The organism is Streptomyces sp. NBC_01498 (assembly GCF_036327775.1).
Classification (GTDB): domain Bacteria; phylum Actinomycetota; class Actinomycetes; order Streptomycetales; family Streptomycetaceae; genus Streptomyces.
In genome coordinates this window covers 1,001,122-1,025,891 of sequence record NZ_CP109598.1, presented here as the reverse complement: position 1 = coordinate 1,025,891, position 24,770 = coordinate 1,001,122, and the positions used below count along the sequence as shown (strand labels likewise).

Here is a 24,770-nt window from a genome sequence, read left to right as displayed (position 1 = left end):
GGCCAAGTCATGAGTACACGCACGCTCGTCCGGGGCGGTCTGGTCATCACCGCCGCCGACGAGGTCCACGCCGACGTGCTGACGGAGGACGGCCGGATCGTCGCACTGGCCGCCAACGGCAGCGACGTCGCCGCGGGTTGGACCGCCGACCGGGTCATCGACGCCACCGGGAAGTACGTCGTGCCGGGCGGGGTCGACGGTCATACGCACATGGAGATGCCCTTCGGCGGGACATACGCCGCCGACACTTTCGAGACCGGCACCCGCGCCGCCGCCTGGGGCGGCACCACCACCATCGTCGACTTCGCCATCCAGTCGCCCGGCCAGTCGCTGCGCGAAGGGCTCGACGCCTGGTTCGCGAAGGCCGACGGCAAGTGCGCGGTGGACTACGGCTTCCACATGATCCTCGCCGACGTCAACGAGGACTCCCTGAAGGAGATGGACCTCCTCGTCCAGGAAGGCGTCACGTCCTTCAAGCTGTTCATGGCCTACCCCGGTGTGTTCTACAGCGACGACGGCAAGATCCTGCGGGCCATGCAACGGGCCTCCCACAACGGGGGGTTGATCATGATGCACGCCGAGAACGGCATCGCCATCGACGTCCTGGTGGAACAGGCCCTGGCCGCCGGGCGCACCGATCCCCGCTACCACGGGGAGGTCCGCAAGGCCCTGCTGGAGGCCGAGGCGACGCACCGCGCGATCCAGCTGGCCCGCGTCGCGGACGCGCCCCTGTACGTGGTGCACGTCTCCGCCGAGGAGGCCGTCGCCGAACTCGCCCAGGCCCGCGACCTGGGGCTGCCGGTCTTCGGCGAGACCTGCCCGCAGTACCTCTTCCTGTCCGCCGACAACCTCGCCGAGCCGGACTTCGAGGGCGCCAAGTACGTCTGCTCCACACCGCTGCGGCCCCGCGAGCACCAGGCCGCCCTCTGGCGCGGACTGCGCACCAACGACCTCCAGGTGGTCTCCACCGACCACTGCCCGTTCTGCTTCACCGGGCAGAAGGAGATGGGCCGGGGCGACTTCTCCAAGATCCCCAACGGGCTGCCGGGCGTCGAGCACCGTATGGACCTGCTCCACCAGGCCGTCGTGGAGGGCCGCATCAGCCGGCGCCGCTGGATCGAGATCGCCTGCGCCACCCCGGCCCGGATGTTCGGCCTCTACCCCAAGAAGGGCACCATCGCGCCGGGCGCCGACGCCGACATCGTCATCTACGACCCGCACGCGGAGCAGACCCTGTCCGCCGAGACGCACCACATGGACGTCGACTACTCGGTGTACGAGGGGAAGCGGATCACCGGACAGGTGGAGACCGTGCTCTCGCGCGGCGAGGTGATCATCGACGGCCGGAAGTACACCGGGCGCCCGGGACACGGCAGTTACACCCCGCGCGCCACCTGTCAGTACCTCACCTGAAAGTTGGGAGTGGCCCGGCCATGGATTTCGGACTTGTCCTCCAGACCGACCCGCCCGCGTCGGCGGTCGTCGGCCTGATGCGGCGCGCCGAGCGCAACGGCTTCCGTTACGGGTGGACCTTCGACTCCGCCGTGCTCTGGCAGGAGCCGTTTGTCATCTACAGCCGCATCCTCGAACACACCACCGAGCTGATCGTCGGCCCGATGGTCACCAACCCCGGCACCCGCACCTGGGAGGTGACCGCGTCCACCTTCGCCACGCTCAACGAGATGTACGGCAACCGCACCGTCTGCGGCATCGGCCGGGGCGACTCCGCGATGCGCGTCGCCGGCCGGGCGCCCAACACCCTCGCCCGGCTCGGTGAGGCGATCGACGTCATCCGTGAACTCGCCGAAGGGCGCGAGGCGTTGGTGGACGGCAAGCCGATCCGGCTGCCGTGGGTGCGGGACGGGAAACTGCCGGTGTGGATGGCGGCGTACGGGCCGAAGGCCCTGGCCATGGCCGGTGCGAAGGCGGACGGTTTCATCCTCCAGCTCGCCGACCCGTATCTCACCGAGACGATGGTGAAGGCGGTCCGCACGGCCGCGTCGGACGCCGGGCGCGACCCGGACTCCGTCACGATCTGCGTCGCGGCCCCCGCGTACGTCGGCGACGACCTCGCGCACGCCCGCGACCAGTGCCGGTGGTTCGGCGGGATGGTCGGCAACCACGTCGCCGACCTGGTCAGCCGCTACGGCGAACACTCCGGCCTGGTGCCCGAGGCCCTCACCTCGTACATCAAACAGCGCGAGGGCTACGACTACAGCCACCACGGCCGCGCCGGGAACCCGTCCACGGACTTCGTGCCGGACGAGATCGTGGACCGCTTCTGCCTCCTGGGCCCGGCGGAGGCGCACATCGAGAAGCTGCGGACGCTGAAGGAACTGGGCGTCGACCAGTTCGCGGTCTACAACATGCACGACGCGAAGGAGTCGACGATCGACACGTACGGCTCCGAGATCATCCCGGCGCTCAACTCGTAGGCCGGGGGCGGGTGATCGGGCCGTGCCCCTGGCCTTCGGGGGTACGGCTCAGGCGACGGGAAGCCGGGCGCAGCGGCGGCAGGCTCGGGCGGAGGAGGCCACCGCGCCGTGCGCGGCGGCGGTGACCAGGGCCGCGAGGGTGAGCAGCGGCCAGTTCACGGCCGGTGGTGACACCACGGCGAGGGCGAGTGTGGCCACGACCATGGCCACGCCCGCCGTCGTGCCCGCCCAGGCGACGGCGAGGGGCAGCCGTTCCGGCGTGGGCAGCCTCCGGGCGAGCACGCCGGTGGCGGCGAGGGCCGCCGCGGCGAACAGGGCCGCGACGGCTGCGACGGCCGCCAGTTGGACGGCGAACAGCTGCCCCGTCCGCTGGAGTTGCCAGCCCGGACCCGATGCCCCGATCAGCTGCCAGCAGACGATCAGGAACGGGACGGTGAGGGTGACGGACAGGGCCGTCCGGCGGGTCTGCGCGAGGGTCAACTCCCGCTGACAGCTGGGGACCAGCTCGTCCGGACTGCCGAACTCCCTTACGGCGAGGCGTACGGCCCGTTCGTACGGCACACCCTCGCGGGTGTGCGCCTCGACGGTGTCGGTGAGGCCGTCCCGTATCTCCCGCACCATCCGGGACTTGGCGCGGGCCGGGCCGTGGAGGGCGGCGGCCAGGGTCGCGGCGTACGCGACGACGGGGTCGGAGCCGGCCCGCGCGTCCGTGTGTGTGCCGGTCATGTGGCGGGCCGGGGCGCCGGGGCGGCGGCGGGGTTCAGGACCGAGCCGATCGCCGTCGTGAACTCGTGCCACGCGGTCCGCTCGCTCGCCAGGCTGCCGCGTCCCGCGTCGGTCAGCCGGTAGCAGCGCCGCCGGCGCTCGCCGACCGACTCCCAGCTGCTGCCGAGCAGTCCGAGCCGCTCAAGCCGGTTCAGGGCCGGATAGATCGTGCCCGTGCGGAGCTGGAGCACGCCCTCGCTCCGCTGCTGGACCGCCGCGATGATCGCGTAGCCGTGCAGCGGGCCGGGTTCGAGCACGGCCAGCAACAGTCCGTCCAGGTGCCCGCGCACCGCGTCTGCCTTCATGGGTAGGCAGCCTACCTAAGGAATATCTTGGCGTGGTACCTATTGGCAGCCAACATATTCGTCCGCGTCTCTCCGAAGGGCCCCGCGGTGACCAAGCTGCTGCTGTCCATCCACGTCCTCGCCTCGATCCTGCTGATCGGCCCGATCGCCGTGGCGGCGTCGCTGTTCCCCCGCTACGCGCGCCGCGCCGACGCGGGTTCCGCCGGTGCCGTGGCCCTGCTGCACCGGATATGCGTCGGCTACGCGGTCGTCGGGGTCACCGTCCCGGTCTTCGGGATCGCGACCGGCGCGCGGTTGGGCGTCCTCACCGACGCCTGGCTGATCACGTCGATCGTGCTGACGGCGGTCGCGGCGGCGATCCTGGCGCTGGCGATCCTGCCCGGCCAGGCCCGCATGATGGAGCCGGCCGGGGGCGACGCCGAGGCCGGCACCGGGGCCGAAACCACCACCACGGCGCGCGCCGCCGCCCGTCTGGCGGGCCTCACCGGTGTCTTCAACCTGCTCTGGGCGGCGGTGGTGGTCCTGATGATCGTCCGCCCGGGGTCCACGACGGGGGCGTGACGGCTTCGGGCACCGTCGTCGTGGTGACGGCACTCGCTGACGACCCGTCATGAACTCCTTCATGAAGCGCAGTTGAAGGCGCGCCCCGTCGACCCGGTGGCAGTGACGCAGAGCACGCGCGCTCCGTGTCCCGTTGAGCGTCCGCTCCGTAGGCATCCGGCCGGGTGAGCACGGCTGCGTGGGCACCGCTACGGTTCGATTTGGCCCATCCGCACACAACGAGGTGAGAGACCCGCATGTTCACCACCCGGCCCACCCTTCAGGGCACCTTCGGCATGGTGTCGTCCACGCACTGGCTCGCCTCGCAGTCCGCGATGGCCGTGCTGGAGGACGACGGGAACGCCTACGACGCCGCCGTGGCCGCCGGGTTCGTGCTGCATGTCGTGGAGCCGCACCTCAACGGGCCCGCCGGGGACCTGCCCGCCGTCGTCGCGCCGGCCGGCGGGGAGGTGAAGGTGCTGTGCGGTCAGGGCCCCGCGCCCGCCGGGGCCACCGTCGCGCACTACCGGTCCCTCGGTCTCGACCTCGTCCCCGGCACCGGGCCGCTCGCCGCCCCGGTGCCCGGCGCCTTCGACGCCTGGATGCTGTTGCTCCGCGACCACGGCACCAAGTCCCTCGCGCAGGTGCTGCGTTACGCCATCGGCTACGCGGAGGACGGTCACCCGCCCGTCGAGCGGGTCGGCCAGACCGTGGAGAGCGTGCGCGAGCTGTTCGAGACCGAGTGGACCTCGTCCGCCGACGTCTACCTCCCCGGCGGGCGGGCCCCCGCGCCCGGCGAGTTGTTCCGCAACCCCGCCCTGGCCGCCACCTGGCGGCGTCTGGTCGCCGAGGCCGAGGCGGCCGGCGGGGACGACCGTGTCGCGCAGATCGAGGCCGCCCGTGACCTCTGGCGCACCGGGTTCATCGCCGAGGCCCTGATACGCCAGTCCGGCCGCCCCACCCTCGACACCAGCGGCTCCCGCCACACCGGCACCCTCGCCGCCGCCGACCTGGCCGGCTGGTCCGCGACGTACGAGCGGCCCGCCACGTACGACTGGAACGGCTGGACCCTCTGCAAGGCCGCCGCCTGGAGCCAGGGACCCGCCTTCCTCCAGCAGCTGGCCCTGCTGCCGCCCGTGCCCGAACTCCCCGCGTACGGCTCCGCCGCGTACGTCCACCTCCTTACGGAGGGCTGCAAGCTGGCCATGGCCGACCGGGAAGCCTGGTACGGCGACGCCGCCGACGTACCGCTCGCCGGGCTCCTCTCGGAGCCGTACAACACCGCCCGCCGCGCCCTGATCGGCGACACGGCCTCCTTCGAACTGCGCCCCGGCAGCCCCGACGGCCAGGTCCCCGTCCTCAGCGCGCACGCGACCGCCGTCGCCGCCGGCGAACCCGGCTTCGACGCGCTCGCCGTCCCGGCGGCGGGCGCGGGCGAACCCACCGTCGCCCGCGACGGCGCGACGGCCGGCGACACCTGCCACCTCGATGTCGTGGACCGCTGGGGCAACATGATCTCCGCGACGCCGAGCGGCGGCTGGCTCCAGTCCAACCCGGTCGTCCCCGAACTCGGCTTCCCGCTCGGCACCCGCCTCCAGATGACCTGGCTGGACCACGGCCTGCCCAACTCGCTCACCCCCGGCCGCAGGCCCCGCACCACGCTCACGCCGTCCGTCGCCCTGCGCGACGGCGTGCCCGTCCTGGCGTTCGGCACGCCCGGGGGCGACCAGCAGGACCAGTGGCAGCTGCACTTCTTCCTGGCCGTCGCGCTGCGCCCGCGCGTACGCGGCGGGCTCGACCTCCAGGGCGCGATCGACGCGCCCAACTGGCACACCGACTCCTTCCCCAGCTCCTTCTATCCGCGCGGGATGCGGCCCGGCGGCCTCACCGTGGAACCGTCCATGGACGCGGCCGTGGTGGACGGACTGCGCCGCCGGGGCCACGACGTCACCGTCGGCGAGCCCTGGTCGGAGGGGCGGCTGTGCGCGGTGGCCAGGGATCCGCGCACGGGTGTCCTGTCCGCCGGGGCCAACCCGCGCGGCATGCAGGGGTACGCGGTCGGACGCTGACACCGGGCCCCGCCGGTGGCGGGTACGGGGATCGTCACCCGGCCGCCATCGAGCCGTCATCTCCGCCCCCACCTGCGTTGTCACACCCCTGTGGTTCTCTTGACACATGATCGATGACTTTCTGAACGGTGACCTTTCCGCTGTCGAGGCGGCGCTGCGCGACGCCGCCGCCGCGGAGATCATGCCGCGCTTCCGGCAGCTCGCCGCCCACGAGATCGTCGAGAAGTCCGGCCCGCACGACCTGGTGACCAGCGCCGACCGGGGCGCCGAGGAGTACCTGACGCCCGTGCTCACCACGCTGCTGCCCGGCTCGGTCGTGGTGGGCGAGGAGGCGGTCCACGCCGACCCGGCGGTCTACGAGGCGCTGCGCGGCGACGCGCCCGTGTGGATCGTCGACCCCGTCGACGGGACCCGCCAGTTCGTGCGGGGCGAGCCCGGTTTCTGCATGCTCGTGGCGCTCGCCCTGCGCGGCGAGGTGCTGGCCTCGTGGACGTACGCGCCCGCGCGTGACGAACTGGCCACGGCGATACGCGGGCGGGGCGCCCTGCTGGACGGTGTCCCACTGCGCAGCGGCACACCGGAGCCGGACTCCGTGCTGACGGTCGCCATGTCGCACCCGGACTTCACCACGCCCGAGGAGAAGCGGGCCCTGCTGGGGGTCAAGGACGCGGCGGACATCGACGCGCGGCCGTGCGGTTCGGCGGGGCTGGAGTATCTGGACATCGCGCGCGGCGCGCTCGACGCGGTGGCTTTCAGCTGGGAACTGGCGTGGGACCACGCGGCCGGACTGCTGCTGGTGACGGAGGCGGGCGGCGACGTCCGCACCCTCTCGGGAGAGCCCTTCCGCATCACGGGCGGCAACGCCCTGCCCTTCACGGCGGGCCGGGACGCCGCCACCGTAAGCCGTGTGCGCGAGCGCCTGATGCCGGTCGCGGGGCTCGCGGAGGTCGCGCCGGGAAACGACGCGGCGGCGGGGGCCGGGGCGGGCACCGGAGTCTGAGTGCCCCGCCGAGGGTCCCGGGCAGCCCGGCAGGTGGAGGGAACATCCGTCGTATCGGCCGACCCGCCGACAGAGTGTCAGGCGCCGGGAATATCCTTGTCGCTCTGCCCGTCGGCTGACGAAGGAGTCCGAAGGTGCCGTCGATGCTCGATGCCGTCGTCGTGGGGGCGGGGCCCAACGGCCTGACCGCCGCTGTCGAGCTGGCCCGCCGTGGATTCTCCGTCGCCGTGTTCGAGGCCCGGGACACCGTGGGCGGGGGAGCGCGCACCGAGGAGCTGACGCTGCCCGGCTTCCGGCACGACCCCTGCTCGGCCGTCCACCCGTTGGGCGTCGGATCGCCGGCGTTCAACGACATGCCGCTGGACCGATTCGGTCTGGAGTGGCTGCACCCCGAGCTGCCGATGGCGCACCCCTGGGACGACGGCACGGCCGCCGTGCTCTCCCGGTCGGTCGCCGAGACCGCCGCGTCCTTCGGGCCGCGCGACGCCGGGGCGTACCGCAGGCTCGTCGCCCCCTTCCTGGGCAAGTGGGACGCCTTCGCGCGGGACTTCATGACGCTGCCCCCCAGGGGTCTGCCGCACGACGCCCTCACCCTCGCCCGCTTCGGGCTCGCCGGCCTCCCGTCGGCGAACGTGCTGATGAGACGCTTCCACGACGAGAAGGCCAAGGGCCTGTTCGCCGGTCTCGTCGCCCATGTCATCGCGCCCCTCAGCGGTGTCGCGACCGCCGGGGTGGGCCTGATGTTCGCGATCGCCGCGCACGAGAACGGCTGGCCGCTGCCGCGCGGCGGCTCCCAGTCCATCTCGGACGCGCTCGCCGCGTATCTGCGTGATCTCGGCGGCACCGTCCACACCGGTTACGAGGTCAAGAGGCTCGACGATCTGCCGCCGGCCCGCGCGTACGTCTTCGACACCTCGCCGACCGCCCTCGCCCGGATCGCCGGGCTGGGCCGCGCGTACGACGGGTACCGCTACGGCCCCGGCGTCTTCAAGATCGACTACGCGCTGGACGGCCCCGTCCCGTGGACGGCCGACGCCGCCCGCCGGGCCGGGACCGTGCAGGTGGGCCCCACCCGGGGCGAGATCAGTACGGCGCTGGACCAGGCGTACGGCGGCAGCGCCCCCGCCGTCCCGTTCCTGATCACCGCCCAGCCGAGCCTGGTCGACCCGTCGCGCGCCCCGGAGGGCAAGCACGTCTTCTGGGCCTACGGCCATGTGCCCAACGGCTGGGACGGCGATCTGACCGACGCGGTCGAGCGGCAGATCGAGCGCTTCGCGCCCGGCTTCCGGGACCGCGTCCTGGCCCGCGCCACCGCGGGCCCGCCGGAGCTGGCGGCCCGTAACGCCAACTACGTGGGCGGCGACATCGCCACCGGCTCCGTCGCCGGACTGCGGCTGCTGGTACGGCCCAAGCTGTCGCTGTCGCCGTACAGCACCCCGCACCCGGCGGTCTTCCTCTGCTCGTCCGCCACCCCGCCGGGGCCCGGTGTGCACGGCATGTCGGGGCAGAACGCGGCCAAGGCGGTCTGGCGCAAGCTCCGCGCGGCGGGCTGAGGCTCCTCCTGAGCCCACCGGACCGGGCCGGAGAGGGCCACGACCGGGACCGGCCGGGTACGCAGGCAGCGGAAGCTTGATGTCGGATTTCCGCCAGCCCCGCCACCCCCAGTGACGGATGCTGGACACATGCACACCGACACCGAGCGCTGCGTGCGTGCCGTCCGGTCCAAGGACGCGCGCTTCGACGGATGGTTCTTCACCGCCGTCCTGACCACCGGCATCTACTGCCGTCCGAGCTGCCCGGTGGTGCCCCCCAAGGCCGAGAACATGGTCTTCCATCCCAGTGCGGCCTCCTGCCAGCAGGCCGGATTCCGCGCCTGCAAACGCTGCCGCCCCGACACCAGCCCCGGCTCACCCGAATGGAACGCCCGCGCCGACTCCGTCGCCCGCGCCATGCGGCTCATCCAGGACGGCGTCGTCGACCGCGACGGCGTCACCGGACTCGCCCGGCGGCTCGGCTACTCCGCCCGGCAGATCGAACGGCAGCTCCTCGCCGAGCTCGGCGCCGGACCCCTCGCGCTGGCCCGCGCCCAGCGCGCCCAGACGGCGCGGCTGCTCATCGAGACGACCGCGCTCCCGATGGCGGAGGTGGCCTTCGCGGCCGGTTTCTCCTCCGTACGCGCCTTCAACGACACCGTCCGCGAGGTCTTCGCGCTCGCGCCCACCGAACTGCGGGCACGCGCCACCCGCCGCCCGGACACCGCGGCCGGGCCGCCGACTCCCGGCGTGATCTGCCTGCGGCTGCCGTTCCGGGCCCCGCTCACCCCGGACAACCTCTTCGGGCACCTGGCGGCGACCGCCGTACCGGGCGTCGAGGAGTGGCGCGACGGCGCGTACCGGCGCACGCTCCGTCTTCCGTACGGGCACGGCATCGTGGCCCTCGCGCCCCGCCCCGACCACATCCGCTGCCGGCTCGCGCTGACCGACCCGCGCGATCTCACCGTCGCCATCAGCCGCTGCCGCCGCATGCTCGACCTGGACGCCGACCCGGTCGCCGTGGACGAACAGCTCCGCACCGACCCGCTGCTGGCGCCGCTGGTCGACAAGGCGCCCGGCCGCCGGGTGCCGGGGACCGTCGACGCGGCCGAGTTCGCCGTACGCGCGGTCCTGGGCCAGCAGGTCTCGACGGCCGCCGCCCGCACCCATGCCGCCCGGCTCGTCACCGCGTACGGCACCCCCGTGGACGACCCGGAGGGCGGCCTGACCCATCTCTTCCCCACCCCCGGCGCGCTGGCCGCGCTCGACCCCGAATCCCTCGCGCTGCCGCGCAGCCGCCGCACCACCCTCACGACCCTGGTCGCCGCGCTCGCCGACGGCACGCTGCCGCTCGGCACCGACAGCGACTGGGACGAGGCACGGGCCCGGCTGCACGCGCTGCCCGGATTCGGCCCGTGGACCGTCGAGGCGATCGCGATGCGCGCGCTCGGCGACCCGGACGCCTTCCTGCCCACCGACCTCGGTGTACGCCGTGCCGCGCAGGGACTCGGCCTGCCGTCGACCCCCGCCGCGCTGACGGCGCGCGCCGCGGGCTGGCGGCCGTGGCGCGCGTACGCCGTGCAGTACCTCTGGGCCACCGAGGACCACGCCATCAACGTCCTCCCCGCATAACATCCTTTCCGCCTCGGGTTGTTCACGCACCAAGGAGTTCACCGCATGACCGGCAAGACGCACACCGTGATCGACAGCCCCTTCGGGCCGCTGACACTCGTCGCCACCGACGGGGTCCTGAGCGCCCTCTACATGACCGAGCACCGTCACCGACCGCCGCAGGACACCTTCGGCGTGGTGGACGCCCGCGCGTTCGGCGCCGTGACCGAACAGCTCGGCGAGTACTTCGCGGGCGAGCGCACCGAGTTCGACCTGCCGCTGCGGATGGCGGGCACCCCGTTCCAGCTGTCCGTCTGGGAACAGCTGATGGCGATCCCGTACGGCGAGACCCGCTCGTACGGTCAACTGGCCGACGCCCTCGGCAAGTCGGGCGCCTCGCGCGCCGTCGGGCTGGCCAACGGCAAGAACCCGGTGAGCATCATCGTGCCGTGCCACCGGGTCATCGGATCGACCGGCGGGCTCACCGGATACGGCGGCGGGCTGGACCGCAAGCGGCGGCTGCTGGCGTTGGAGGGCGCGGCGACGACGGGGGAGCGGCGGGCGGACAGCGGGGCGCCGGTGGCCACGCTGTTCTGAAGGCTGACGGCTGACGGCTGACGACTGACGACTGAAAGCTGAAAGCTGAAAGGTGTCGGACCGTCAGCCCTCGTGGAAGCGTTCCAGCAGCGTGGGCAGCGCGGTGCCGATCGGTTCCCGGACGATCTCGTCGGCCTGTTCGTCGTACGGTGTCGGCTCGGCGTTCACGATGATCAGCCGCGCTCCGTGCTCCGCCGCGATCCCGGCCAGCGAGGCGGCGGGCCGCACCTGCAACGTCGTACCGACCGCGATGAAGACCTCGCACGCCTTGGCGATCGACAGGGCCTGACCGAGGACCTGCGGGTCGAGCCGTTCGCCGAACATCACCGTCGCCGACTTGAGCACCGCGCCGCACCCGGTGCACGGCGGGTCGGCCTCACCCGCCTCGACCCGGGCCATCGCCTCCGCCATGGAGGAGCGCGCCCCGCACCCGGTGCAGACCACCTCCCGCGCGGTGCCGTGCAGTTCGAGGACCTTGCGGGCGGGCATGCCGCCGAGCTGGTGGAGCCCGTCCACGTTCTGCGTGATCACCCGGACCGCGCCGCCGCCCGCCCGGTCGAGCGCGGCGACGGCGCGGTGCGCGACGTTCGGCTCGGCGCGGAAGGCGGGGCTGGACCGGCGCATCTGCCAGGACCGGCGGCGGATCTCCGGGTCGTTCATGTACAGGTCGTACGTGACGAGCTTCTCGGCCTCGGGGTCACGCCGCCATACGCCGTTGGGGCCTCGGTAGTCGGGAATGCCGGAGTCCGTGGAGATCCCGGCGCCGCTGAGGATCGCGACGAGAGTCATGCCGCGAGGGTACGCAGCGGGGCCGGGGCCGGGCGAGCCGATAAACGGCGCGGGCGGTTAACGGGAACGGAGGTCACCGGCGTGACGTATGGGGTCCGGGTGAGTCGGGCGAGTGGGGTGGTCCGGGCCGTCCAGGTGTCCGGCACGCTCGGCGGGGTCGGCACGCTCGGCGGGACTGGTGTGACCGGTGTGACCGGTGTGCGCCGTCTGACCGTTGTGGCCGTTGCGGACGGGGTGGGGCGGGTGGCCGGGGTAGTCGGACGGCTCGGTGCCGATCTCGGCCGGGACGGCGGGCACCGGGGTGAACGGGGTCGGCACCTCGCCCGTCCACCGGTTCAGCACCGCCCGGCCGGTCCGCAGGGTGACGCCGTCCTCCACGACCGTGCCCGCCTCGGCCAGGTAGTAGCGGCCGTCGTCGAGCGACACCAGCCCGTACTGGCCGGTCGACTCCCACCCGTACGTCCCGGACGCGGAGTCGTGCAGGCCCCGCGCCAGGAGCGGCAGCAGCCGTCCGCGCTCGGGCGACGGCTGGCCGGTGACCGGCCCGGAGACCGGGTGCTTGGAGCCGTCGAGCACGAAGAGCGAGTAGTTCGGGAACTGCGGCTTGGTGCCCTTGTACACGGCCAGCAGCCAGTTGCCGGTGTGTCCGTCGTACTCCAGGTTCTGCACACCGTAGGTGGTGTTGCCGGTGCGGCTGAAGTACTTGCCGTCGGGCGAACCGGGCCCGCTGGTGTGCGGGTCGGCCTCGGTCAGCGGGCGCTCGTACTTCTTCCAGCGGCGGATGTCGTACTGGAGCAGTACCTGGTGGTCGTTGTCCTGCCGGGTGGTGTTGGCGTAGACGCCGTACGCGACGGTGAGCAGCCGCGTACGGGCTTCCGCCGGCCGCCCGGTGCCGCGCTTGTCGTCGAAGGCGGGGCCGAACGCGACACCGTCGATGCCGCTGCATCCGTAGCGGTGGTCGGCGGTCCGCGCGGTGTCGCCGTCGAAGACGCCGTCACCGTCCATGTCGGCGGTGTAGTCGTCCGCGACCTCCTGGAGATGGACGGTGGAGACGACACCGGTCGTCTCCGGGTCCATGTTCATCCGGGTGATGCGGTCACCGTCGAAGATCGCGACATAGAAGGCCCTGGCCGCCTTGTACTCCAGGGAGCCGTAGACCCTGCCGTCGTCGGTGTTGAGGTCCAGATCGCCGAGGTGTCCGGTGAAGCCGGTGACGGAGCCGACGGGCCTGCCGGTGAGGTCGGTCTTGACGAGGAGGTTGGTGAACGAGAAGTACATGAAGCCCTTGCGGCGGTCGACGGCCATGCCCTGGACATGGCCCGACCGCCAGGCGCCGGCGTCGACGGTGGCGGGGAGCGCGGGGCTCCGGCCGGTGTCCGTGGCTCCACCCGTCCCGGCTGTCCCGCCCGTCTCCGCTGTCCCGCCGGTGCCGGCTCGCCCGCCGGTGTCCGCCGAGGCCGTGGCCACGTTTGTGCCGGCGCTCACCGCGACGACGACCACCGTCGTGAGCAGGGCGGTCAGCAGGCCGCGATGCCGACGCCGCCGCTTCCCTCCGGGGGTGTTCCCTCGGGGCGTGCTCCTACTGGGCATGTTCCCTCCGGGCGTCGTTCCTGCGGGCGTCGTTCCTCCGGTCGTCCGGGCCGTCGTCGTCACCGCGCGCGCACGGCTCACCCGGCTCACCCGACCCTGATGCCGTTCTCCAACTCCACGGGTCCGGAGCCGGTTTCGAGCGCGTCGAGCCCCGCCAGTACACGGCCGCCGAGCGACCCGATCACCAGGTCGCGGATCTTCTCCCGGCCCACCAGCCGCCAGGAGAGCAACTCCTCCTGCTGGAGGCGGATCTCGCCCAGCCGGTCGTCGTCCAGGACGCCGCCGTCGTACAGATACGCCACGACGGCCGGCCGGTCCGGCGCCTGCGACCAGTCGACCGCGAGGAGCGGTCCGACCTCGACGTCCAGCCCGATCTCTTCGAGCGTCTCGCGCCGGGCCGCCTGACGGGGCGTCTCACCCTGGTCGGACTCGACCGTTCCGCCGGGCAGCGTCCAGCCCGGCCGGTAGTTCGGTTCCACGATCAGGACCCGGCCCCCCTGGTCCCGGACGAGCAGGGCGGCGCCGGACAGGACGCGTGGCAGCCCGGCGATGTAGGTCACGTAGTCGGCGTCGCGAATGGTCACGGCGAAAGCCTAGATCAGGGGCCCTGTCGGAGCACTGGGATACGCTCGGAGCGGCGCGACTGCCTGTTCGAAAACAAAAGGATGACAAGGTGACGAACGGAGCAGTATCCAAGGCCGCGCACGTACTTGTCGCGGCGGACAAGTTCAAGGGCTCACTCACGGCCGTACAGGTTGCGGAGCGCGTCACGGCGGGGCTGCGGCTGGCCGCCCCGGGGGTCACGGTCGAGGCCCTGCCCGTCGCCGACGGCGGGGACGGCACGGTCGCGGCGGCGGTGGCGGCGGGCTTCGAACGGCGGGAGGTCCGGGTCTCCGGGCCGCTCGGGGACCCGCTGACGGCGGCGTACGCGCTCCGCGACGGCACGGCCGTCGTGGAGATGGCCGAGGCGTCCGGTCTCCAGCACCTGCCCGCCGGGGCCTTCGCACCCCTCACGGCCGGCACCCACGGCTCCGGTGAACTGCTGCGCGCCGCACTCGACGCGGGCGCGCGCACCATCGTCTTCGGGGTCGGCGGCAGCGCCACGACCGACGGCGGCGCGGGCATGCTGGCCGCGCTGGGCGGACGTTTCCTGGACGCGGCGGGGGAACCGGTGGGGCCCGGCGGCGGCGGGCTGCGGCAGCTCGCGACCGTCGACCTGTCCGGGCTCGACCCGCGTATCGCCGGGACGGAGATCGTCCTGGCCAGCGACGTCGACAACCCACTGACCGGCCCGAAGGGCGCGGCGGCGGTCTACGGGCCGCAGAAGGGGGCCTCGCCGGAGGACGTCAGCACGCTCGACGAGGCGCTCACGCACTACGCGCGCGTCCTGGAGAGGGCCCTCGGCGCCTCGGCGGCCGAGGCCGCGCTCTCACCGGGCGCCGGCGCGGCGGGCGGGATCGGCTACGGCGCGCTCGTCGGGCTCGCCGCGACGTTCCGGCCCGGCATCGAGGTCATGCTGGACGTCCTCGGCTTCGCCCCGGCGCTGGGCCGGGCCACGCTCGTCATCACCGGTGAGGGCTCCCTGGACGAACAGACACTGCACGGCAAGGCCCCGGCGGGCGTCGCGGCGGCGGCCCGCGCCCGCGACATCGACGTGGTCGCGGTCTGTGGCCGCCTGACGCTGGCCCCGGCGGCCCTGGGCCGGGCGGGCATCCGCCGCGCGTACGCCCTGACGGACCTGCAACCGGACCCGGCCCGCTGCATGGCGGACGCGGGCCCCTTGCTGGAACGCCTGTCGGCGACGATCGCGCGGGACTTTCTGACCTGACCTGACCTGACCTGACCTGACCTGACGTCACGGCGGCCCGGCCCGTGCGGCGGACCCTTGGCGGGTGCCCTCCGGGTAGGGCCGGGCTCGCCGTCCGGGCCGGGCCGGGGCTCCCGTATATGGGGCCCCGCGCCGGACGACCCGGTCCCGGCGCTCCGGGCCGTCACCGTTGCCGTCACCACCGACGCCGGGTACCGGGCACCGGCTGCCGTACGCGCGCCGCCCTGCGCTTGGGGGTGGTACGGGCCGCGCCCGCTGCATGGCGGACGCGGGCCCCTTGCTGGAACGCCTGTCGGCGACGATCGCGCGGGACTTCCTGACCTGACCTGACGTCACGGCGGCCCGGCCCGTGCGGCGGACCCTTGGCGGGTGCCCTCCGGGTACGGGCCGCGCTCGCCGTCCGGGCCGGGGCGGGGCTCCCGTATATGGGGTCCCGCGCCGGACGACCCGGTCCCGGCGCTCCGGGCCGTCACCGTTGCCGTCACCACCGACGCCGGGTACCGGGCACCGGCTGCCGTACGCGCGCCGCCCTGCGCTTGGGGGTGGTACGGGCCGCGCCCGCTGCCTGGTGGGCAGGTGCGCCGGTCCGGTGCGCCCACGGGGGGCTCCTCCCCGGTCCGGGCGCGGCACCGGAGTCGGCGGAGGGGGGCACCTCCGGGAGACGGCCGAGCCACCGCCGGGCCGCGACCGATCGTCGACAACCGACCGCAGCCGTCCGGTGGTTGAACCCGAGGCCCGTCCGCCGGGGCCTCGGCCTGCCCCGGTTGCGTCCTCCGCATCCGCAGCCGCACCCACCCCCGGTCGGCCCGTCCCCTCCCCCTGCGGTGCCGCCGGGGCCCAGGCGTTCGCCGTCGGCGTGCGCCCCGTGCGGACTCCGCCCCTACAGGGCGCGCTCCGGTCGGCCGGAATCCTCCCCTGACCGGTGTTGCGCCGGGTCCCCCGGGAGACGTGCGCCCCGGCCCGGAGGCCCCGCCCCCGACCCCCCGCAGCAGCGGTCTTGTGCGCGTGCACAGTCACCCCGCCGCCGCGCTGGTCGGGGGCAGCGATTCGGGGGTGGGGCGTGGACGGTGTCGCGGGCCGGTGCTGAGGTGTGGCACCACGGCATGTCAGGACAACCGGAATGACGCAGAGGAGAATGCATGGCCGCGCTCGAAGTGCGTGCCCTGTCCGTCGGTTACGGGCCGGTGCGCGCTCTGCACGAGGTGTCGCTCGACGTACCGTCAGGCGGGATCACCGCGGTCCTCGGCGGCAACGGCGCCGGCAAGTCCACACTCCTCAGGGCCATTTCGCGCACCCTCGGCTTTCACCGGGGCACGGTGGGCGGTGGCGGTGTGCACTTCGACGGCCGCCCCCTCGACGGGCTGGACGCCGCCGGGGTCGTGGCCGCCGGGGTGGTCCAAGTACCCGAGGGGCGGCAGGTGTTCGCCCGGATGACGGTCGCCGACAATCTCCGGGCGGGCGGCCTCGGCGCGCGCGGCGGGCGCAAGCGGTACGCGGCGGCCCTCGCCGAGGTCTACGACCTGTTCCCGGTGCTCGCCGACCGCGCGGGCCAGCGCGCCGGACTGCTCTCCGGCGGCGAGCAGCAGATGCTCGCGCTCGGCCGGGGCATGATGGCCCGTCCCCGGCTCCTCCTCCTCGACGAACCGTCCCTCGGGCTCGCCCCCCTGATGGCCGCCCGGATCGGCGAGACGATCCGGCGGATCAACGCCGCCGGTACCTCGGTCCTGCTGGTCGAGCAGAACGCGGCCATGGCGCTGCGGCTCGCCTCGCGCGCGTACGTCCTGGAGGTCGGCGAGGTCACGCTCGAAGGGGACGCCGCCGAACTGGCCGCCTCCGACGAGGTCCGGCGCCGCTATCTCGGGGTCGTGGACGAGACCGCCGCCGAGGACGCGGGCCGGGCGCAGGAGTCCGCGCCGGTGCTCCGGAGGTGGAGCGCGTGACGGACGACGAGCAGCGCCCGGCCGGCGGCGAGATTCACCCGCCGCCCGGACCTCCCGGACCTCCCGGACACCTGCGGCACCCCAGTCACCCGGAGCATCCCGGGCATCCCGAACGGACGGTCGGCCGACCCGGGATCGGCGATGCCCCGCATCCCCTCACCGTCACCGACGTCACCGTCCGCTTCGCCGGGCTCACCGCCCTCGACTCCGTCTCCTTCACCGTCGAACCCGGCAGCGTCCACGCCGTCATCGGCCCCAACGGCGCGGGCAAGTCCACCTGCTTCAACGTCCTGTCCGGCGTCTACCGGGCCACCTCCGGCAGTGTCCGCCTCGGCGCGGCCGAACTCACCGGCCTCGCCCCGCACCGCATCGCCGCGCTCGGCGTCGCCCGCACTTTCCAGAACCTCGCGCTCCCGCCGCACGCCACCGTCGCCGACAGCATGCTCCTCGGCCGCCATCGCCTCACCCGCGCCGGTTTCCTCGCCACCGGGCTCCGTCTCCCCTCCGCCGCCCGCGAGGAACGCCGGCATCGCGACAGGGTCCGCGAGATAGCCGAGTTCGTGGGGCTGGCCGACGACCTCGACCATCCGGCGGGAGCCCTCCCGTACGGCAAGCAGAAGCTCGTCGAGCTGGGCCGCGCCCTGTGCATGGAGCCCACCGTGCTCCTCCTGGACGAACCCGTCGCCGGGATGACGGCCGACGAGCGACGCCGTACGGCGGCCGTCGTGGCGGGCGTACGCGACAGCCTCGGCATCTCGATCGTGCTGGTCGAACACGACATGGGGGTGGTGATGCGGCTCGCCGACGCCGTGACCGTACTCGATTTCGGACGCCGCATCGCCGCCGGTACACCCGCCCAGGTGCAGAACGATCCGGCTGTCGTCCGCGCCTACCTCGGCGAGAGCACCGACAGCACCAGCAGTACCGACGGCGCCGAGAACACCAGCAGAGCCGAGAGCACCAACAGCACCGAGAACATCAGCAGCACCGAAAGCACCAGCACCCCCCACGAGGAGGCCGCACCGTGACCACCTTCGTCGAACTCCTCCTCGGCGGACTCTCGATGGGCTCCGTCTACGCGCTCATCGCCCTCGGCTTCGTCGTCATCTTCAAGGCCACCGAGGTCGTCAACTTCGCCCACGCCTCGCTGCTTCTCGCCGGCGGCTACGTCACCGCCGTCCTCCACGACGACATCGGCTTCTGGCCCGCGCTCGCCGTCGGCATCGCGGGCGCCGCCGTCGTCGGGTCGGCCGTCGAGTACACCGTCATGCGGCGCTACCGGGGGTCCGACCACAGCGTCCTCGCCATCGTCACCATCGGCGTGGACATCCTCCTCACCACCGAACTCACCCGCCGCATCGGCACCGACGTCCTCGCGCTCGGCGACCCGTGGGGCGACAAGCTCCTCACCGTCGGGGACATCACCCTCGCCCAGACCCGGGTCGCGGCCTTCGTCGCGGCGGCGCTCCTGATCACCGCGTTCCTGCTCGCCTTCCGCTACACCACCTGGGGTGTCGCGATGCGCGCGGCGGCGGAGAACCCGCAGACCGCCGCGCTCATGGGCGTACGCCTCGGCCGGGTCTCGCTCTCCGCCTGGGCGGTCGCGGGCTCGCTGGCCGCCGTCGCCGCGCTCTTCCTCACCGTCTTCCCGACCCCCGGCCTGGAACGCGCCACCTCCCTCGCCGCCCTCAAGGCCTTCCCCGCCGCGATCCTCGGCGGTCTCGACTCCACCACCGGCGCGCTCGCCGGAGGGCTCATCGTCGGGGTCACGGAGTCCCTCGCCACCGGCTACCAGAGCGATCTGACCTTCCTCGGGCGCGGCTTCGGCGATCTCGCGCCGTACCTCGTGATGGTCGTGGTCCTGCTGATCAGGCCCGCCGGGCTGTTCGGTACGAAGGAGCTGGCCCGTGTCTGAGACGACCGCCCCCGCACCGGCCGCACGCACGGCCCCGCCCCGTCCGCCCACCCGCCGCCCCCGCCCCACCCCCCGGGCGTACGCCTGGCTCGCCGGTTCCCTCCTGCTCCTCGCCCTCCCCTTCTACCTCGACCGTTTCTGGCTCCAGGCCGGGCTCTTCGCCATGGCCGCCGCCATCGGCGCCATCGGCCTCAACCTCCTCACCGGCGCCACCGGCCAGCTCTCCATGGGCCACTCCTTCTTCCTCGCCGTCGGTGCCTACGGCTACTGCGTCCTGGCGGGCGACAGCGGTGAGGAGAACGGCCACCGGCTCACCGGACTCGGCCTGCCCACCTGGCTCGCCGTCGTCCTCGCCGTCCTCCTCGCGGGCGCGGCGGGCGGCCTCTTCAGCCCCATCGCCGGACGGCTGCACGGCGCGTATCTGGGCATCGCGACCCTGGCGCTGATCTTCATCGGCCAGCACGTCCTGTTCAACGCCGGGGGACTGACCGGCGGCTTCAACGGCCGTGACGTGCCCGTCCTTTCCCTCTTCGGCATCGACTTCGACGACACCGAGGTGGTGATCGCCGCCGTCCCGTTCGGGGCGTCGGAGAAGCTCTGGTACGCGGGCCTCGCCGCCCTCCTCGTCGGCGCTCTCTTCGCCCGCGGCGTACTGCGCGGCAGGCCCGGCCGGGCCATGAACGCGATCCGCGACCACCGCATCGCCGCCGGGGTCATGGGCGTGCCGGTCGCCCGCTACCGGGCCGCCGTGTTCGTGCTGTCCTCCATGTACGCGGGGCTGGCCGGCGTACTGATCGCGCTGATCTTCCAGCGCACCGTCCCCGACTACTTCGGCATGATCCTGGCCCTCGAATACCTCGCCATGATCGTCATCGGCGGTCTGGGCACGGTGGGCGGAGCCGTCGTCGGCGCGGCCTTCGTCGCCCTGCTGCCCCAGCTCCTCACCCACTACAGCGACACGCTGCCCCTGGTCGCCGACCCCGGCGCGGGCGGCGTCACGCCCGGCGAGGCGTCCCGCTATCTGTACGGCGCCGCGATCGTCGCGGTGGTGCTCTTCCTGCCCGGCGGACTCACCCGCCTGTCAGTTCCCACGGTTCGACGGTTCTCACGGGAGAAGTCATGAAGCGACGCGCACGTCCCACCCACGCACCGAGAAGCGGCGCGGCGCTGCTGGTCGTCCTGGCCCTCGCGCTCGCCGGGTGCAGCGGCAAGGCCACCGAGGGCGACGACAAGGGAGAGGACGCCGGGGGAGTGAAGACCGGGCAGGGCGTCACCGACAAGACGATCTCGCTCGGCGTGCTCACGGACATGACCGGCGTCTACGCCTCGCTCGGCAAGAGCGTCACCCAGTCCCAGCAGCTGTGGGCGGAGCAGACGAACAAGGCGGGCGGCATCTGCGGGCGGCAGATCGAGCTGACCGTACGCGACCACGGCTACGACCCGCAGAAGGCCGTCGCCGCCTACACGGAGCTGGAGCCGGACGTCCTCGGCTTCGCCCAGTTCATCGGCTCCCCGTTCGTCGCCGCCGTCGAGAAGCGCATCGACGGCCAGGACAAGGGGCTGGTCCTGCCCCAGGCGTGGTCGGCCAATCTGCTCGGCAGCCCGTCCATCCGGGTCGTCGGCGCCACGTACGACATCGAGACCGTCAACGCGATCGACTACCTGCTCTCCCACGACCGCATCGCCAAGGGCGACAAGATCGGTCACGTCTACTTCGAGGGCGACTACGGCGAGAACGCCCTCGTCGGCTCGAAGTACGCGGCCGGAAAGGCCGGTCTCACGGTCGTGGAGCAGAAGATCAAGCCCACCGACAACGACATGTCGGCGCAGGTCGCCGCGCTGAAGAAGGCGCAGGTCAAGGCGATCGTCCTCAGCGCCGGACCGCGCCAGGCCGCCTCGCTGGTCGGGGTCGCCGCGGCAGGCGGGTTCAACGTGCCGATCGTCGGCAACAACTCCGCGTTCGCCCCGCAGCTCCTCGCCACGGCGGCGGGCCCGGCGCTGATGAAGGACTACTACATCGCCTCCTCCACGCTGCCCATCGGCTCGGACGAGCCGGCGCCGAAGAAGCTCGCCACCGAGTACGCGGCGGCCTACCCGGACGACGGACTCGACAACGGCGTCGTCTCGGGCTTCACGGCCGCCTCCCTGTACGGCGAACTGCTGAAGACGGCGTGCGAGAAGAAGGACCTCACCAGGGAGGGCATCGGCAAGGCGCTGCTGGGCCTGAACGAGTTCTCCACCGGCTTCGGCATCACCCACGACTTCTCCGACCCGGCGGCCCCCTCCACCCGCGAATCGGTGATCATGAAGCCGGACTCGACGGTGCCGGGCGGTCTGAAGGTCGTCCAGGAGGCGACGGTGGCCGCCCCCGCCGAGTCGTTCACCTTCGGCGGCTGACCCGGTCGCCCCACCACGTGCGAGGGCCCGGACGCCTGAGAAGCGTCCGGGCCCTCGCACGTGGTGCGCGTACGGCTACGAGTGCTGCGCCGCCCGTGCCTCACGGCGGTTGTCACGGAAGGTGTTCACGCGCCGTGCCGTGGCGAAGAGCGGAATCACCGCGCCCGTCACCACCTGGAGCGCGCAGCCCGTCTGGAGCAGCAGCTGTCCGCCCGGCGCGTCGAACGCCCAGGCCGCCAGCAGCCCCATCGCGGCCACGATCCAGCTGAGCATCGCCACCGCGAGGACTCCCCGCGGCTTCGGATACTCGACCCGGCTCACCATCAGCCACGCCACACCCACGATGGCGAGCAGCGTCGGTACGAAGGGCAGCTCCAGCAGCACGATCGAGACGACCGTGAGCGCGCCGAACGGGCTCGGCATGCCCTGGAACATGCCGTCCTTCAGCGTCACACAGGAGAATCTGGCGAGCCGCAGCACGACCGCCAGCAGCACCACGACCGCCGCCAGCGCGGAGACCCGCTGATGCGCGTCGTCGGCGACCATGCCGTAGACGAGGACGAAGTAGGCGGGCGCCAGTCCGAAGCTGATCAGGTCGGAGAGGTTGTCCAGCTCGGCGCCCATCGGCGAGCTGCGCAGCTTGCGCGCCACGAGCCCGTCGAAGAGGTCGAAGACGGCCGCGCAGAGCATGAGGATCACGGCGGTGGCGGCGGAGTGCCGTGCCATACCGGTCTCCTCGCTCCCCGTGAGATGCGGGATCAGGATGCCGGTGGTGGTGAAGTAGACGGCCATGAAGCCGCACGTGGCATTGCCGAGGGTGAGGGTGTCCGCTATCGACAGCCGCATGGAAAGCGGCATGTCTTCGGCGTCGTCCTCCTCCTCGTCGGCCTCGGCGGCCCAGCCGGACTGTGTGTCGGGATCAATCACGGTCAATTCGAGTCACCCCTGCGGTCGTGGTCTGACCGACCTCGACAGCGACGTCCACACCTTCCGGAAGGTAGATGTCGACGCGCGAGCCGAAACGGATCAGGCCGATGCGCTCGCCTTGCTCCAGCTTGGTCCCCTGCGGTACGTACGGCACGATCCGCCGGGCCACGGCACCGGCGATCTGCACCATCTCGATATCGCCGAGTTCGGTGTCGAAGTGCCAGACAACGCGCTCGTTGTTCTCGCTCTCCTTGTTGAACGCGGGAACGAAACCGCCGGGGATGTGCTCCACGGACGTCACCGTGCCCGCGAGGGGGGCGCGGTTGACGTGGACGTTCAGCGGGCTCATGAAGATCGCGACGCGGGTGCGCCCGTCCTTCCACGGCATGATGCTCTGCACCACTCCGTCAGCCGGTGAGATGACCCGGCCCTGCGTGATCTCTCGCTCGGGGTCGCGGAAGAACCACAGCATGCCCGCGGCGAGAGCGGTGGCGGGCACAGCGAGGGTGGCGGCACGCTTCGAGCGGCGCGCGCGCACCAGGCTGAGTGCTGCGGTGGCGACGGTCGGCAGAAGCCACGGCGATGCTCCGCGCGCGAGGCGGACACTGCCGCGAGGTACGGAGGTTTGGCTGTGGGGCATGAATGACCTTCGTAGCGGATGATGCCGCTCGGGCAACGGGGACGGCGGCTTTCCGTCGATGGTATCGGTTGCCGGACGCAACTGGGCAATGGAGAAGCCGAGTCGGCGGCCGGAAGCCGATGACGCGGTGTGATGTGCGGGACGGTCAAAGCGGACCATAGGCCGCGATCAACCCTGCATTCGGTACTCCTCGAGCAGTCGGCGGCCAATGATCATTTTCTGGATCTCGGCGGTCCCCTCGCCGATCAGCAGCATGGGGGCCTCCCGGTAGAGACGCTCGATCTCGTACTCCTTGGAGAAGCCGTAACCACCGTGGATACGGAAGGCGTCCTCGACGACTTCCTTGCAGTATTCGGCGGCGAGGTACTTCGCCATCCCCGCCTCCAGGTCGTTTCGCTCCCCTGAATCCTTTTTGCGTGCCGCGTTCACCATCATCGCATGAGCGGCTTCCACCTTGGTCGCCATTTCGGCCAGCTTGAACTGGATTGCCTGGTGTTGTGCGATCGGTTTACCGAACGTGTGGCGCTGCTGTGCGTACGCGACTCCGAGTTCGAATGCCCGCTGTGCGACGCCGCAACCACGTGCCGCGACATTGACCCGGCCGACCTCGACACCGTCCATCATTTGGTAAAACCCTCGGCCGGTGGCGCCGCCGAGGACCCGATTGGCCGGAATGCGCAGTCCGTCCATGATCAACTCGGTGGTGTCGACGCCCTTGTAGCCCATCTTGTCGATCTTGCCGGGAATGGTGAGACCGGGTCGCACCTCACCGAACCCGGGCTCCTTCTCGACCAGGAACGTGGTCATCGACCGGTGCGCGGCCGTCCCTTCCGGGTGGCCTTCGTCACTGCGGCACAACACCGCGACGAGCGAGGACGTCCCGCCGTTCGTCAGCCACATCTTCTGGCCGTCCAGCACGTACGCGTCGCCGTCCCGCACCCCCTTCGAGGTGATGGCCGACACGTCCGAGCCGAGCCCCGGCTCCGACATGGAGAACGCGCCGGTCACCTCACCGGTCGCCATGCGCGGCAGGAAGGTGTCCCGCTGCTCCTGGGTGCCGTGCTGCTTGAGCAGGTACGCCACGATGAAATGCGTGTTGACGATGCCCGACACGGACATCCAGCCGCGCGCGATCTCCTCCACGCAGAGCGCGTACGTGAGCAGGGACTCACCCAGACCGCCGTACTCCTCGGGGATCATCAGCCCGAACAGGCCGAGTTCCCGCAGCCCTTCGACGATCCGGGCCGGGTACTCGTCGCGGTGCTCCAACCCGGTGGCGACCGGCAGGATCTCCTTGTCGACGAAGTCCCGGACGGTGGCGAGGATCTCCCGCTGGACGTCGGTCAGGTCCGCGGTCTGGGCGAGACGGCTCATGGGTCAGCTCTCCTGGATCGTCGGCTCGGGGCGGCCGGGCTGTTCGCCGCCGCGCCGCTCGATGTACGTCGCGGTCGGCACCAGCACCTTGCGGCGGAAGACGCACACGACCGTGCCGTTCTGCGTGTAGCCCCTGGTCTCGACGTGCACGACCCCGCGGTCGCTCTTGGACCGGGACGGCGTCTTGCCGAGGACGGTCGTCTCCCCGTACAGCGTGTCGCCGTGGAACGTCGGCGCGACGTGCCGCAGCGACTCGACCTCCAGATTGGCGAGCGCCTTGCCGGAGACGTCGGGGACGGACATCCCGAGCAGCAGCGAGTAGACGTAGTTGCCGACGACGACGTTCCTGCCGAAGTCGGTGGTCTTCTCCGCGTAGTTGCTGTCGAGATGGAGCGGATGGTGATTCATGGTGAGCAGACAGAACAGATGGTCGTCGTACTCGGTGACGGTCTTGCCCGGCCAGTGCTTGTACACGGCGCCGGCCTCGAACTCCTCAAAGGTGCGTCCGAATCGCAT

22 protein-coding genes and 1 pseudogene are annotated in these 24,770 nt (G+C 72.2%); 14 read left to right on the top strand and 9 right to left on the bottom strand.

The features are described 5' to 3' along the window. Window positions 1-9: 9 nt before the first annotated feature. Both hydA and OG875_RS03895 read left to right on the top strand, forming a co-directional pair. On the top strand, window positions 10-1,413 hold the full coding sequence (gene hydA, locus OG875_RS03900) for a dihydropyrimidinase (protein ID WP_330172802.1): 1,404 nt from the start codon (window positions 10-12) through the stop codon (window positions 1,411-1,413). Window positions 1,414-1,433: 20 nt separating this feature from the next. After that, window positions 1,434-2,435, top strand: coding sequence for a TIGR03842 family LLM class F420-dependent oxidoreductase (locus tag OG875_RS03895; protein WP_330172801.1), 1,002 nt, complete (start codon window positions 1,434-1,436; stop codon window positions 2,433-2,435). A 48-nt stretch (window positions 2,436-2,483) separates the two neighbouring features. On the opposite strand, the gene OG875_RS03890 is transcribed toward OG875_RS03895, so the two are convergent. Further along, window positions 2,484-3,161, bottom strand: coding sequence for a permease prefix domain 1-containing protein (locus OG875_RS03890; protein WP_330172800.1), 678 nt, complete (start codon window positions 3,159-3,161; stop codon window positions 2,484-2,486). After that, window positions 3,158-3,505, bottom strand: a complete 348-nt coding sequence (locus tag OG875_RS03885; RefSeq protein WP_330172799.1) for a helix-turn-helix transcriptional regulator — start codon at window positions 3,503-3,505, stop codon at window positions 3,158-3,160. Before OG875_RS03885 ends, OG875_RS03890 begins: the two co-directional genes overlap by 4 nt. A gap of 87 nt (window positions 3,506-3,592) precedes the next feature. Here OG875_RS03885 and OG875_RS03880 point away from each other — a divergent pair, with 87 nt between their 5' ends. The 6 genes from OG875_RS03880 (at window position 3,593) to OG875_RS03855 (ending at window position 10,854) form a co-directional block, all read left to right on the top strand. Further along, on the top strand, window positions 3,593-4,066 hold the full coding sequence (locus OG875_RS03880) for a DUF2269 family protein (RefSeq protein WP_330172798.1): 474 nt from the start codon (window positions 3,593-3,595) through the stop codon (window positions 4,064-4,066). Window positions 4,067-4,302: 236 nt separating this feature from the next. Further along, the gene (locus tag OG875_RS03875; protein WP_330172797.1) at window positions 4,303-6,114 is read left to right on the top strand and encodes a gamma-glutamyltransferase family protein; all 1,812 of its coding nucleotides are present in this window, start codon (window positions 4,303-4,305) and stop codon (window positions 6,112-6,114) included. Window positions 6,115-6,220: 106 nt separating this feature from the next. Continuing rightward, complete coding sequence (locus OG875_RS03870) at window positions 6,221-7,114, top strand: inositol monophosphatase family protein (protein WP_330172796.1); 894 nt, start codon at window positions 6,221-6,223, stop codon at window positions 7,112-7,114. Between the two features lie 134 nt (window positions 7,115-7,248). Further along, window positions 7,249-8,667, top strand: a complete 1,419-nt coding sequence (locus OG875_RS03865) for a phytoene desaturase family protein (RefSeq protein WP_330172795.1) — start codon at window positions 7,249-7,251, stop codon at window positions 8,665-8,667. Between the two features lie 129 nt (window positions 8,668-8,796). Beyond that, window positions 8,797-10,278, top strand: a complete 1,482-nt coding sequence (locus OG875_RS03860; RefSeq protein ID WP_330172794.1) for an AlkA N-terminal domain-containing protein — start codon at window positions 8,797-8,799, stop codon at window positions 10,276-10,278. 45 nt (window positions 10,279-10,323) lie between these two features. Continuing rightward, complete coding sequence (locus OG875_RS03855; protein ID WP_330172793.1) at window positions 10,324-10,854, top strand: methylated-DNA--[protein]-cysteine S-methyltransferase; 531 nt, start codon at window positions 10,324-10,326, stop codon at window positions 10,852-10,854. Between the two features lie 63 nt (window positions 10,855-10,917). On the opposite strand, the gene OG875_RS03850 is transcribed toward OG875_RS03855, so the two are convergent. The 3 genes and pseudogenes from OG875_RS03850 to OG875_RS03840 form a co-directional block, all read right to left on the bottom strand. Continuing rightward, on the bottom strand, window positions 10,918-11,643 hold the full coding sequence (locus OG875_RS03850) for a Sir2 family NAD-dependent protein deacetylase (protein WP_330172792.1): 726 nt from the start codon (window positions 11,641-11,643) through the stop codon (window positions 10,918-10,920). A 294-nt stretch (window positions 11,644-11,937) separates the two neighbouring features. After that, window positions 11,938-13,164, bottom strand: a pseudogene (locus tag OG875_RS03845) (hypothetical protein); the annotation flags it as partial. 155 nt (window positions 13,165-13,319) lie between these two features. Next, window positions 13,320-13,811, bottom strand: a complete 492-nt coding sequence (locus tag OG875_RS03840; protein ID WP_330177596.1) for an NUDIX hydrolase — start codon at window positions 13,809-13,811, stop codon at window positions 13,320-13,322. 95 nt (window positions 13,812-13,906) lie between these two features. Between OG875_RS03840 and OG875_RS03835 the strand changes: the two genes are divergently transcribed. From OG875_RS03835 to OG875_RS03810, 6 genes are all read left to right on the top strand, one after another. Beyond that, a complete protein-coding gene (locus OG875_RS03835; protein WP_330172791.1) occupies window positions 13,907-15,061 on the top strand; it encodes a glycerate kinase in 1,155 nt (384 codons plus the stop codon). 1,139 nt (window positions 15,062-16,200) lie between these two features. Continuing rightward, window positions 16,201-17,001 (top strand): ABC transporter ATP-binding protein, encoded by an 801-nt coding sequence (locus OG875_RS03830; protein WP_330172790.1) that lies wholly within the window; start codon window positions 16,201-16,203, stop codon window positions 16,999-17,001. Window positions 17,002-17,135: 134 nt separating this feature from the next. Further along, complete coding sequence (locus tag OG875_RS03825) at window positions 17,136-18,029, top strand: ABC transporter ATP-binding protein (protein WP_330177595.1); 894 nt, start codon at window positions 17,136-17,138, stop codon at window positions 18,027-18,029. Next, the gene (locus OG875_RS03820) at window positions 18,026-18,916 is read left to right on the top strand and encodes a branched-chain amino acid ABC transporter permease (protein WP_330172789.1); all 891 of its coding nucleotides are present in this window, start codon (window positions 18,026-18,028) and stop codon (window positions 18,914-18,916) included. Before OG875_RS03825 ends, OG875_RS03820 begins: the two co-directional genes overlap by 4 nt. Next, the gene (locus tag OG875_RS03815; RefSeq protein ID WP_330172788.1) at window positions 18,909-20,039 is read left to right on the top strand and encodes a branched-chain amino acid ABC transporter permease; all 1,131 of its coding nucleotides are present in this window, start codon (window positions 18,909-18,911) and stop codon (window positions 20,037-20,039) included. The genes OG875_RS03820 and OG875_RS03815 overlap by 8 nt, the downstream gene beginning before the upstream one ends. Further along, window positions 20,036-21,313, top strand: coding sequence for an ABC transporter substrate-binding protein (locus OG875_RS03810; protein WP_330172787.1), 1,278 nt, complete (start codon window positions 20,036-20,038; stop codon window positions 21,311-21,313). The genes OG875_RS03815 and OG875_RS03810 overlap by 4 nt, the downstream gene beginning before the upstream one ends. A 75-nt stretch (window positions 21,314-21,388) precedes the next feature. Here OG875_RS03810 and pssA read toward each other — a convergent pair whose 3' ends face one another. From pssA to OG875_RS03790, 4 genes are all read right to left on the bottom strand, one after another. Beyond that, the gene (pssA, locus tag OG875_RS03805; RefSeq protein WP_330172786.1) at window positions 21,389-22,246 is read right to left on the bottom strand and encodes a CDP-diacylglycerol--serine O-phosphatidyltransferase; all 858 of its coding nucleotides are present in this window, start codon (window positions 22,244-22,246) and stop codon (window positions 21,389-21,391) included. After that, window positions 22,233-22,880: a phosphatidylserine decarboxylase gene (locus OG875_RS03800; protein ID WP_330177594.1), complete on the bottom strand. Its 648-nt coding sequence runs from the start codon at window positions 22,878-22,880 to the stop codon at window positions 22,233-22,235. The genes pssA and OG875_RS03800 overlap by 14 nt, the downstream gene beginning before the upstream one ends. Before the next feature lie 168 nt (window positions 22,881-23,048). Continuing rightward, window positions 23,049-24,254: an acyl-CoA dehydrogenase family protein gene (locus OG875_RS03795; RefSeq protein ID WP_330172785.1), complete on the bottom strand. Its 1,206-nt coding sequence runs from the start codon at window positions 24,252-24,254 to the stop codon at window positions 23,049-23,051. Between the two features lie 3 nt (window positions 24,255-24,257). Beyond that, window positions 24,258-24,770, bottom strand: a complete 513-nt coding sequence (locus OG875_RS03790; RefSeq protein ID WP_330172784.1) for a MaoC family dehydratase — start codon at window positions 24,768-24,770, stop codon at window positions 24,258-24,260.

What these genes read in the sequence shown, in the direction of transcription:
- OG875_RS03890 (WP_330172800.1), bottom strand. Translation starts at nt 3,161, where the DNA reads ATGACCGGCACACACACGGACGCGCGGGCCGGCTCCGACCCCGTCGTC.
- OG875_RS03895 (WP_330172801.1), top strand. Translation starts at nt 1,434, where the DNA reads ATGGATTTCGGACTTGTCCTCCAGACCGACCCGCCCGCGTCGGCGGTC.
- OG875_RS03790 (WP_330172784.1), bottom strand. Translation starts at nt 24,770, where the DNA reads ATGCGATTCGGACGCACCTTTGAGGAGTTCGAGGCCGGCGCCGTGTAC.
- OG875_RS03870 (WP_330172796.1), top strand. Translation starts at nt 6,221, where the DNA reads ATGATCGATGACTTTCTGAACGGTGACCTTTCCGCTGTCGAGGCGGCG.
- OG875_RS03855 (WP_330172793.1), top strand. Translation starts at nt 10,324, where the DNA reads ATGACCGGCAAGACGCACACCGTGATCGACAGCCCCTTCGGGCCGCTG.
- hydA (WP_330172802.1), top strand. Translation starts at nt 10, where the DNA reads ATGAGTACACGCACGCTCGTCCGGGGCGGTCTGGTCATCACCGCCGCC.
- OG875_RS03830 (WP_330172790.1), top strand. Translation starts at nt 16,201, where the DNA reads ATGGCCGCGCTCGAAGTGCGTGCCCTGTCCGTCGGTTACGGGCCGGTG.
- OG875_RS03800 (WP_330177594.1), bottom strand. Translation starts at nt 22,880, where the DNA reads ATGCCCCACAGCCAAACCTCCGTACCTCGCGGCAGTGTCCGCCTCGCG.
- OG875_RS03795 (WP_330172785.1), bottom strand. Translation starts at nt 24,254, where the DNA reads ATGAGCCGTCTCGCCCAGACCGCGGACCTGACCGACGTCCAGCGGGAG.
- OG875_RS03860 (WP_330172794.1), top strand. Translation starts at nt 8,797, where the DNA reads ATGCACACCGACACCGAGCGCTGCGTGCGTGCCGTCCGGTCCAAGGAC.
- OG875_RS03875 (WP_330172797.1), top strand. Translation starts at nt 4,303, where the DNA reads ATGTTCACCACCCGGCCCACCCTTCAGGGCACCTTCGGCATGGTGTCG.
- OG875_RS03885 (WP_330172799.1), bottom strand. Translation starts at nt 3,505, where the DNA reads ATGAAGGCAGACGCGGTGCGCGGGCACCTGGACGGACTGTTGCTGGCC.
- OG875_RS03810 (WP_330172787.1), top strand. Translation starts at nt 20,036, where the DNA reads ATGAAGCGACGCGCACGTCCCACCCACGCACCGAGAAGCGGCGCGGCG.
- OG875_RS03850 (WP_330172792.1), bottom strand. Translation starts at nt 11,643, where the DNA reads ATGACTCTCGTCGCGATCCTCAGCGGCGCCGGGATCTCCACGGACTCC.